The 11,090-nt window shown below is 70.6% G+C and carries 6 protein-coding genes; all 6 read left to right on the top strand.

Going from position 1 to position 11,090, the window contains the following annotated elements:
• Nucleotides 1-19: 19 nt before the first annotated feature.
• The 6 genes from OOJ98_RS29800 (at nucleotide 20) to OOJ98_RS29775 (ending at nucleotide 10,763) form a co-directional block, all read left to right on the top strand.
• On the top strand, nucleotides 20-6,607 hold the full coding sequence (locus OOJ98_RS29800; RefSeq protein WP_323177947.1) for a polyketide synthase: 6,588 nt from the start codon (nucleotides 20-22) through the stop codon (nucleotides 6,605-6,607).
• Nucleotides 6,608-6,790: 183 nt separating this feature from the next.
• Entirely contained in the window at nucleotides 6,791-7,324 is a 534-nt protein-coding gene (locus OOJ98_RS29795; protein ID WP_267058158.1) for a flavin reductase family protein, read from the top strand.
• Nucleotides 7,325-7,330: 6 nt separating this feature from the next.
• On the top strand, nucleotides 7,331-7,840 hold the full coding sequence (locus OOJ98_RS29790) for a hypothetical protein (RefSeq protein WP_267058157.1): 510 nt from the start codon (nucleotides 7,331-7,333) through the stop codon (nucleotides 7,838-7,840).
• Nucleotides 7,841-7,933: 93 nt separating this feature from the next.
• Nucleotides 7,934-8,560, top strand: coding sequence for a TetR/AcrR family transcriptional regulator (locus tag OOJ98_RS29785; protein WP_267058156.1), 627 nt, complete (start codon nucleotides 7,934-7,936; stop codon nucleotides 8,558-8,560).
• 352 nt (nucleotides 8,561-8,912) lie between these two features.
• Nucleotides 8,913-10,145 (top strand): Stk1 family PASTA domain-containing Ser/Thr kinase, encoded by a 1,233-nt coding sequence (locus OOJ98_RS29780; protein ID WP_267058155.1) that lies wholly within the window; start codon nucleotides 8,913-8,915, stop codon nucleotides 10,143-10,145.
• A 417-nt stretch (nucleotides 10,146-10,562) separates the two neighbouring features.
• Complete coding sequence (locus OOJ98_RS29775) at nucleotides 10,563-10,763, top strand: hypothetical protein (protein ID WP_267058154.1); 201 nt, start codon at nucleotides 10,563-10,565, stop codon at nucleotides 10,761-10,763.
• Nucleotides 10,764-11,090: the final 327 nt, after the last annotated feature.

Below are 11,090 nucleotides of genomic sequence, written 5' to 3'. Positions count from 1 at the left end.
TAGGAGAAACAGATCCTGTATGTCCAATGAAGAGAAGCTCGTCGCATACCTCCGGCGGGTGACCGCCGATCTCCACAAGGCCAAGGAACGGATCACGGAGCTGGAAGGTGCATCCACCGATCCGATCGCCATCGTCTCGATGGCCTGCCGGTTCCCGGGCGGGGTGGCCTCACCCGAGGACCTGTGGCAGCTGGTGACCGACGGCGTGGACGCCATCACGCCCTTTCCGGACAACCGCGGTTGGGACCTGGACGGACTCTACGACCCCGATCCGAGCAAGCCCGGCACCTCGTACACGCGTGAGGGCGGGTTCCTGCACGACGCGGACCTCTTCGACGCGGAGTTCTTCGCCATCTCGCCGCGTGAGGCCCAGGCGATGGACCCGCAGCAGCGGCTGCTGCTCGAAACGGCGTGGGAGACCTTCGAGCGGGCCGGCATCGACCCCGACACCCTGCGGGGCAGCCGCACCGGGGTGTACGCGGGCGTGGTGGAGCAGAGTTACCTGGGGCTCGAAGGACCCGAGGAGTTCGAGGGGTATCTGCTCACCAGCAAGCTGAGCAGTATCGCTTCGGGCCGCATCTCCTACACCTTCGGTTTCGAGGGTCCGGCGATCTCGGTGGACACGGCCTGCTCGTCGTCGCTCGTCGCCCTGCATCTCGCCGCCGGCGCGCTGCGTCGCGGCGAGTGCGACCTCGCACTCGCGGGCGGGGTGACCGTGACGGCGACCCCGAGCGGGTTCGTCGATTTCTCCCGTCAGAGCGGTCTCGCGCCCGACGGTCGGATCAAGTCGTTCGCGGCGGCCGCCGACGGCACGTCCTGGTCCGAGGGCGTCGGCCTCCTCCTGGTCGAGCGCCTCTCCGACGCCCGCGCCAACGGCCACACCGTCCTCGCCGTCCTACGCGGCTCCGCCGTCAACCAGGACGGCGCAAGCAACGGCCTCACCGCCCCCAACGGCCCCTCACAAGAACGCGTCATCCGCCAAGCCCTCGCCGACGCCCACCTCACCACCCACGACATCGACGCCGTCGAAGCCCACGGCACCGGCACCCGCCTCGGCGACCCCATCGAAGCCCAAGCACTCCTCGCCACCTACGGCCACAACCGCCCCCACCAACACCCCCTCTACCTCGGCTCATTGAAATCCAACATCGGACACACCGTCGCGGCCGCGGGGGTCGGCGGGGTCATCAAGATGGTGCAGGCGATGCGACACGGTGTCCTGCCCAAGACACTCCACGTCGACGAGCCCTCACCCATGATCGACTGGGACACCGGCGCCGTCGAACTCCTCACCGAGGAACGCAAATGGCCGGACAAGGAGGAGCCGCGACGTGCCGCCGTCTCCGCGTTCGGTGTGAGCGGTACGAACGCGCACGTGATCCTGGAGGAAGCGCCCGCCACCGACGCTCCCGGCCCTGGCACACCCGACGCCGACGCAGCGGACATCACCGGGGCGGGCAGCGCCACGCCGGCCACCGCCGAGGCAGGCAGCACAGCACCGGACGCCGCCGCCACGAGCACCGCGGCCGTCGCGGCCGTCGACGCCCCGGCCCGGCTGCCCGTGCTGCCCTTCACTCTCTCGGCCAAGAGCGAATCCGCCCTGCGCGCCCAGGCCGAACGCCTCATCACCCACCTGGACACCCACCCCGAGACCACAGACACCGACCTCGCCCACTCCCTCGCCACCACCCGCACCCACCACGACCACCGGGCGACCATCACGACGGGCGACCGCGGCGAACTGCTGTCCGCTCTGCGGGCCCTGGCCGCGGACACGGCACACCCGCGACTGACCGTGGGCCGACGCACCAGCGGCCGTACCGCCTTCCTCTTCACCGGCCAGGGATCTCAACGCCTCGGCATGGGACAGGAGTTGTACGACACCTTCCCCGCCTACCGCACCGCCTTCGACAAGGCAGCCGCCGCCCTCGACCCCCACCTCACCCAACCCGTCAAAACCACCATCGAAACGGGCCGCCACCTCAACGACACCGCCCACACCCAACCCGCCCTCTTCGCCCACGAAACAGCCCTCTACCACCTCCTCACCACCCTCGGCATACAACCCGACTACGTCACCGGCCACTCCATCGGCGAAATCACCGCCGCCCACATCGCCGGCACCCTCACCCTCACCGACGCCGCCCACCTCATCACCACCCGCGCCCGCCTCATGCAAACCGCCCCCACCGGCGGCACCATGATCGCCATCCAGGCCGGCGAACATGACATCACCCCCCACCTCACCCACCACCCCAACGTCACCATCGCCGCCCTCAACACACCCAACTCCACCGTCATATCCGGCGACACCGACACAGCCGAAGAAATAGCCCAACAGCTACGAGCCCAAGGCCACAAGACCACCCGCCTCAACGTCAGCCACGCCTTCCACTCCCCCCACATGGACCCCATCCTCGACGAATTCCGGCGATCCGCCGCCCACCTCACCTACCAACCCCCGGCCATCCCCCTCGTCTCCACTCTCACCGGACACCTCGCCGACGACCGCTTCCGCGCCCCCGACTACTGGGCCGACCAACTCCGCGGCACCGTCCGCTTCGCGGACGCCCTTCACACCCTCGAACACAACGGCGTCACCACCTACATCGAGATCGGCCCCGACGCCACCCTCACCGCCCTCACCCGCGACACCCTCGACCGGCCCCACCTCATTGCCGCCGCCACCCAGCACCGCGACAAGTCACAGGTGGAAAGCCTCCTGACCGCACTGGCCCACATCCACAACCAAGGCGGCTCCGTCGACTGGGCCGCCTGCCTCCAGAACACCGACGCCCGCCACACCGACCTCCCCACCTATCCCTTCCAACGCAAGCGGTACTGGGTCCAGGCCGCGACGGGGAACGCCGACCCCGCGAAGCTCGGGCTCAGGCCGGGCGGGCATCCCCTACTGGGTGCGGCGATCTCCGTGGCCGGCGACGACGGGGCCCTGTTCACCAGCCGGATCTCGCTGCGTACACACCCCTGGCTGGCGGACCACCGAGTTGGTGACGCGGTGGTCGTGCCCGCGTCGGCGCTGCTGGAACTGGCGGTACGCGCCGGCGACGAGGTCGGCGCCACCAGCCTGGACGAGTTGGTGACGGAGGCTCCCCTCGTCCTCGACCGGCACGGTGGTGTGCAGATCCAGGTCGCCGTGGGCGCACCCGACGCGGCGGGGCGGCGGTCCGTCACCGTGCACGCGCGACCGGACGAGGGCGAGGTGCTGTGGACGGCACACGCCCACGGGACGTTGAGCGTACGCGCCGGGGACAGCCCGGCCGAGGTGGGTGCGTGGCCGCCCGCAGGCGCACAGCCCGTCGATCCGGCGGAGGTGTACGCGGGACTCGCCCGCTCGGGCGTCCAGTACGGTCCCGCGTTCCAGACCCTCGGGGCCGTATGGCGGCGGGGCGACGAGGTGTTCGCCGAAGTGGCACCGGGCGAGCAGGAGGACGCAGCGGCCTACCTGCTGCACCCGGCGCTGCTCGATGCGGCCCTGCGTGCGGCACTGCCCACCTCCGCGGAGGGCGCGCCGCAGGGCGAGCAGGGAGCAGCGATGGTGTCGGAGTGGCACGGCGTGCGTCTGCACGCGAGTGGCGCGTCCGCGCTGCGGGTGCGGCTGGCCCTCGCCGCCGACGACGGCCGGCCCGCGGTGCGGGTGGCCGACGCGGCGGGTCTGCCCGTCGCGACGATCGACTCGGTGCGTTTGCGGCGGTTGGGTGCCGCAGAAGTCGCGGGGGCCGCGGCACGCACCACCGATCACCTCTTCCACGTCGACTGGGTGGCGTTGCCCGTGGCGCCTCGCGAGGCGCCGGTGCGCTGGGGCGTCCTGGACGGCGACCTGCCCGGTGCGCGGCGCTTCGACACGGTGGCCGATGTCGCGACGGCGGTCGCGTCCGGCGCACCCCTCGACGCCGTCGCCGTGTCCGTCCCCACCCCGGCCGGCGAGGACCTGGCCGCCGCCGCGCACGACGCCACGCTGCGTCTGCTGCGACTGGTCCGGGGCTGGCTCGCGGACGACCGGCTCGCCGACGTGCCGCTCGTCGTGGTGACCCGGGGCGCCCTGAGCGTCCGTACGGGCGAGAGCGCCGATCCGAGCGCCGCGGCCGTGTGGGGTCTGCTGCGGTCCGTGCAGTCGGAGGCACCCGGCACGATCCTGCTGATCGACACCGACGCATACGTGGACGGTGATGGCGATGCCTGGACGGTGCCTGATGCGGTCATCGGCGCCGGTGAACCGCAGTCGGCCTTGCGCGCGGGGCAGTTGTTCGTGCCCCGTCTGCGCCGGCTCGCGCCCGCCGCGGGCATGGCCGCCGCGCCCCGCTGGAACAGCGAGGGCACGGTTCTCATCACGGGCGGCACCGGCTCTCTCGGTGCACTGTTCGCCCGTCATTTGGTGCGTGTGCACGGTGTCCGCCATCTGCTGCTCACCAGCCGGAGCGGTGAACAGGCGCCAGGAGCACGCGAGTTGGTCGCAGAGCTGACGGAGCTCGGCGCCGAGGTCACCATCGCCGCCTGCGACGTGGCGGAGCGCGACGACGTGGCCGCGCTCCTGGACGGGATACCCGAGCGCCATCCGCTGACGGCCGTGCTGCACGCCGCCGGCGTCCTGGACGACGGGCTGGTCGGGTCGCAGACCCCCGAGCGGCTCTCCGCCGTACTGCGGCCGAAGGCGGACGCCGCCTGGCATCTTCACGAGCTGGTCCGCGGGGCGGACCTCGCGGCCTTCGTTCTGTTCTCCTCGATCGCCGCAGTGGTGGGCGGCCCCGGTCAGTCGACCTACGCCGCGGCCAACTCCTTCCTGGACGCTCTGGCCGAGCACCGGTCCGCTCAGGGTCTCGCGGCGACCTCGATCGCCTGGGGGCTCTGGTCGCAGGACGGCGGCATGTCGGGGGGGCTGGACGAGACCGACCTCCAACGCATCGCCCGCAGCGGGTTCCTGCCCGTCACACCGGAGACCGGCACCGCAGTCCTCGACTTGGCGCTCGCCCTGGACCGGCCCACCGTGGTCGCCACCCCCGTGAACCTCACCGCCGTACGCGAACTCGACGAGGCTCCCCCTCTCCTGCGGGAGCTGGTGCGCGGTCCCCGGCGTCGTTCGGCACAGGGCGCGCGGACCGCCGCGGAGCCGATCGCCGAGCGCCTCGCCAAGCTCGACGAGAGCGAGCGGCTGCGTCTGGTGACCGAGACCGTGAAGGAAGCGATCGCCGTGGTCCTCGGCCATGGCGGCGCCGATGGGATCAAGGACAGCGAGCCGTTCCTCAAACTGGGCATCGACTCTCTGACCGCGGTGGAGCTGCGCAACCACCTCAATGTGCTCGCGGGGTTCCGGCTGCCCGCGACGGTGGTGTTCGACCATCCCACTCCCGCGGCGCTCGCGGGCTATCTGCTGAGTGAGCTGACCGGTGAACCTGCCGCGGGCGGGGCGCTCGGGCCCCAGGTGCCCGACTTCGCCGCCGACGTACGACTGGCGGGAGACCTCCGGCCGGCGGCCGACGTCGTCCGGGTCGTCGACGATCCGGACCAGGTCCTGCTCACCGGGGCCAGCGGGTTCCTCGGCGCGTTCCTGCTGCGGGATCTGATGCGCTCGACCCGGGCGACGGTGCACTGCCTGGTCCGGGGTGCCGATCACAACGTCGCCCGTGCGCGGCTCAAGGAGAACCTGGAACGCTACGGCGTGTGGGAGCAGATGGACCCCGACCGGCTCTCCGTCGTCGTCGGTGACCTGGCGCAGCCCCGGCTCGGTCTGAGTGAGCAGGACTTCGACCGGCTCGCCGAGACCGTCGACGTCGTCTACCACAACGGCGCCCAGGTGCACTGGCTGCATCCGTACAGCACGCTGAGGGACGCCAACGTCGTCGGCACCGAGACGGTGCTGCGCCTCGCAGCGCGCCACCGCACCGTGCCGGTGCACTACTTGTCGACCGTCGGGGTCTTCGAGAGCGCGGTGACCCCGGGGGTGCCGCTGAAGGTGACCGACCCGACGGGTCCCCCCGAGCGTCTGCCCAGCGGTTACCTGCAGAGCAAGTGGGTGGCGGAGCAGCTCATCGGTATCGCCCGGGACCGCGGCCTGCCCGTGTCCGTGTACCGGGTCGATGTGATCTCCGGCGACCAGGTCAACGGCGCCTGCCAGACCAGTGACTTCGTCTGGCTGAGCATGAAGGGCCTGATTCAGGCGGGGGCCGTGCCGGCCGATGTCGGCGGCCGCTTCCACCTGCTGCCGGTCGACTACGTGAGCGCGGCCGTCCTCGGCCTCTCGCGACGGTCCGGTGCCGCTGGCGGCACCTTCCACCTGTTCAATCCCAGCGCGCTGAGCCTCAAGGCGTGCGTACAGCGGCTGCGTACGCTCGGATACTCCTTGCGCGAGGTGGACTGGGACACCTGGCGCGATGTGGTGCAGGAGGACCCCGGCAACGCGATGGCGCCCCTGCTGCACGCCTTCGAGATGATGACCGGCGACACGGACGCCTTCTATCCCCCGATGGACACCACGGAGACCGAGGCGCAACTGGCCGGCAGTGGGATCGAATGCCCGCCGCTGACCGAGGAGTTGTTCGACACATACGTACGGTTCTTCGTGCGTACTGGGCATTTCCCCGCCGCCCCTTGACCGGACCGACCGGGCGGCGCCGAAAGGGCCGCCCGGTCGGGGCACCGGGTCGGCGCTGGACAACAGCGCCCACGGCACGGCGCTTTACCGCCTCGGTCATTCGACACCCAGTTACTTCGTGATGGGTGTCCGCAGAATCCCCAAGCCTATGTTCAGTCCCAAGAATCTTCCGAAGGGTCCGGCATGAGTTCTGTATCCGCACGCGAGACCACCGACCGAGTGCAGATCGCGCCGTCGGTACTACGCGAAACAATGTCCCGCTTCGCAACGGGTGTCGTGGTGCTCAGTGTCGGCGGCGAGCACATCCACGGAATGACGGCCAATGCGTTCACCTCGGTGTCGCTCGACCCGCCGACCGTACTGTGCTGCGTCTCCCACAGTGCGGTCATGCACCAGTCGATCGTGTCGGCGGGGCGCTTCGGCGTTTCGGTGCTGGGCGCGGAACAGGAGCGCACGGCACGGTACTTCGCCGACAAGGAGAGGCCTCTGGGGCCCGAGCAGTTCGAGGGCGTGCGCTGGCAGCCCGGCCCCACCACCGGTGCACCGCTCCTCCTGGGCGCGGTCGCATGGCTCGAATGCGAGTTCTCGGAATCCCATGACGTGGGTGACCACTCCATATTCATCGGTCAGGTGGTCAACGCCAGCGCATCCGCCGACGAGTCCGGCCTGTTGTTCTTCAACGGGAGATTCCAGCAGATCTTCGCCGCTTCCCGGTGAGCTCTCATGGCCACCGAAATCGAACCGGAATCGGCCGTCGGCCGCACCTTCATGGAAGCGCTGAACATCGGTCTGGCGCGGGCAAGGTTCTCGGCACCGCATGCGGGAGTGAGACGCGCCCCGCGTGATGAGGGCCTGTCCGATCCCTTCGCGGCCGCGCTGCTTCGCTCGTACGAGGCCGCGCTGCCCACGGTGCTCGCTCCGCGCGATCGCGGGCGCGTGGAGGTGCGGTCCGCGCTGGCAGTGCGCGGCCGCGCGCTGCTGCTGCAAGCGCTGGATCTCGCCGCCGGCCTGCCCAGCAACCGACGTGCGGTCGTGGAAGGCGACGGGTTGCCGCCCGAGTACGAGACGGTGGCGCTCACCCTTCTCATCGAGTGCGCGGCGCTGACCGCGCTGGAGGGCCGGGGGTTTCCCGGCTCCGCGTGCCGGCCGCGCGACCTCATCCGGGCCCTGGGCCGGTCGGCGCGTGCGGCACGGGAGAGGGACACCCCGCCTCCCCGCTTCCCCCGCCTGTGACCTGGGCCCCGATCGCCCTGCTCCGCTTCCGCCGGCGCCTTCGCCGCATCGCCCACCTACTAGAACGAGCGCTCTATCTGGTAGGGTGCCGTTGTGAAGAAGAACCCTGCGGGAGCGGAGCAGCATTCCTCGAACGGCGAGGGCGTCACCGCCACCCGTGAACGCATCCTTCAGGCCGCCTCCCGGCTCATGCAGCGGCAGGGGTACGACGGCACGGGGATCAAGCAGATCGCCACCGACGCGGAGGCGACGCTCGGCTCGGTATACCACTTCTTCCCGGGTGGTAAGCAGGAGTTGGCCATCGCCGCGATCCACCGGGGCGACCTGGACTTCGTCGAGGTGCTCACCGCCGCGTTCGACGACGAGGACGACCCGGCCGAGGCGATCGTCCTCCTGACCCGCAGGCTCGCCGAGGGACTGCGCGCCTCGGACTGGCGCGACGGCTGCCCCATCACCACCACCGCCCTCGGCGCGTCGGAACGCCTGCCCGACATCCGGGCGGCGGCCGCCGAGGCCTTCACGCGCTGGCACACCGTGGTCTTCGACAGGCTGCGGGGCGCGGCCTTCAGCGACGAGGACGCACACGCTCTGGCCCACACCGTGATCAGCACGCTCGAGGGCGCCGAGCTGACCTCGCAGGTGAGCCGGAGCAGTGAGCCGCTGGAGGTGTCGGGCCGCCATCTCGGCCGCCTGATCGAGAGCTTTCGCCAGATGAGCTGAGCGCGGCTCCGCCAGCGCGACCTTCCTCCGTCGCGGCGGCGACCGCAGCCCCCAAGCCGCGCACGGCCGGCCCGTCTCCCCCGTCGGGTCGGCCGTGCGCACCTCCCCGGCCCGCGCCCGCCCGTCGCCGCCCGTGTCCCGCCACGGTCGCGACGACGCCGCAATGGCCCGAGACCTGCCGCCTACGAGGCTCGCAGCCCCGCCTCTCCACGCCGAGCGTGCAACCTTTTGCGCAGTCGGACCGTCACCCTCTGCATGCGCCATCGCCGCGAGCGCGCCGCGCGTGCGGCGCGCGACGGCGAAGGCGCGGCGTCCACCCCAGGTTGTTCCGACAGAGGAGCGAGAGCAGCACGTGAACCCTTACACCACCCCGCCCGCGGCACGTCCGTGGTGGAAGACCACCCCGGCCGTACTCGGCATCCTCGCCTTCGTCGCTCTCGTAGCCGCGTTCAGCTTCGGGTTCGGATTCCTCGTCATGATCGCCGCCATGGTGGCGGTATGGGTGTTGCCGCGATGGCGCTGGTTCGCCAAACTCGGGGCGACGTTCGGCGCGTTCGTGCTTCTGACGCTCGGCGCGGGGCTGGGCGGGCAGCTCGACAGCGCGGCCCACAAGACGGACGCCAAGGCGCACGACAAGGGCGGCCACGGTGTCACGGCCAGCTCCTCCCCGGCGTCCGCACAGCTCCTCAAGGCCGCCGACTACACCTCCAAGCCACTCGACCAAGCCGAGAAGCTGGCCCGTGCAGCCGGGTTCACGCCCACTCGGCACGACGCCGCAGCGGAGCATCGCGCGGTCATCGTGGAGTCCGGGTGGACGGTGTGCTTCCAGAAGGTCGACGCCCCTGCGAAGAACATCGACTTCGCGGCGGTGAAGAGCGGTGAGCCGTGCCCCCGCAAGGACGGCGACCCGCTCCCATGGCCGACGATGCCGAACGTGGTCGGCGCCACCTACAACGCCGCCTCCAAGGAACTCAAGCAGGCCGGCATCGACCTCGGCAGCGTGCGGCTCGACGATGTCTACCTCGACGTGGACGCCCCGACCGCCGAGGAAGCCGCGGAGCACGGCGACGAGTGGCGGGTCTGCTTCCAGTCCCCCGGCGACCGGACCAAGGTCACGTCCACCACTCCGGTCACTCTCGACCTGGGCCGGTGGACCGATGCCGACAACGTCCAGCAGTGCCCGAAGGCGAAGAACACCACCTACAAGGTGCCGGCCAACGACCCCTCCCGGAAGGCCGACGACGGCTCCGACCACAACAGCGGTACATCAGGCGGCGGTTCCTCGTCCTCGACGGGCGGTTCGACGTCCAGGTCCGGTGGCTCGTCGTCCACCTCGGCTGGCGCCACTTCCACATCCGGCGGCTCGTCGTCCACCTCGGCTGGCTCCACCTCAACATCCGGCGGCTCATCGACCACTTCCGGGGGCTCCGCCTCCACATCCGGCGGTTCCGGTGGCGGCAGCGCCGGGACCGTACACCCCGGTTCGTTCTGTTCCCCGGCCGGAGCCACCGGCGTCACCACGGCCGGGACCCCCATGGTCTGCGGGCCCGGCTCCGACGGGCGCAACCGCTGGCACGCGGCATGAAGCCTGTGCGCCGCTCCAGCCTTCCCAAGCATGGTTCGAGCAGGAGGCCGGATCCCACGGCTACTCCCCCGCCGTCCTGGCCCAGGGGTGGCCGGTCGGGTCATTCGTGGCCTACGGCTTCTGCCGGGCACACGCGGTCGCGGTCGCTGTGCCCGCCCTGCAGTCGCGCGGACAACGACCACTCCCACACCAGCTATCGCATCGAACGCACCGACCACGATGGCCGGTTCGGCGGGCGATTGACGCTGTTCGCAGTCAGGGGCATCCGCGAGGACGAGGCCAGCCGCATGGCCGCCGGCCAGCCCTACGGATAGGTCGCGGACCTGTGGCAGCGGGGCCGCCCCACGCTGCCACAGCCCAGCGCTTGGCCCTGATCGGCGCCCTCTCCCCGTCGCCCGCCAGACTTCGCGGTGGGACGTGCTGCTCCAGCTCACCGAACTGCACCACAAGACCCGCGCCCACCCCAGCAGCGGACAACTGCCCCTGGAGACCGGCCCGCTCGCCCAGGGTGCGAGCGGCCTGCCTGAGACGAGCGGCCGCGAGCAGCTGGGAGCCGAGCTCGAGGTGCTGTCGATGAATGAGTCGCGGTACTTGAGCAGGGGTTTGCATCAGACCTGATTCACGGACCCTCACCCGCTCGAGTGAGTCAGGACAGGACGCTCAAGCCAAGGGTCACTACGGCTGCTACGCCCACGCCCACGCCCACGATCATCAGATACCCCTCCGTGCTCCTCCACAGCGACTCTTCCAGGATCTTCTCGGTCGTCGCCCGGCCGGTTTGCGTGGGTCATAGACAACTCGGACGATGGGCTCACCGTCCACGAGTCCGAGGTCCTCGGCAGTCACCACGACGTAGTGCCGTTCCCCTCCTTCGTCGCGGTAGCCGACGTCGATTGAGGAAATGCCGGCGTTCCAGCTCGTTCCTCCGCATCGCCCTTCGGCCGA

The organism is Streptomyces sp. NBC_00083, assembly GCF_026343295.1.
Lineage (GTDB): Bacteria > Actinomycetota > Actinomycetes > Streptomycetales > Streptomycetaceae > Streptomyces.
Note: the sequence above shows the minus strand (reverse complement) of the source record. Positions and strands in the feature narration are given on the sequence as shown.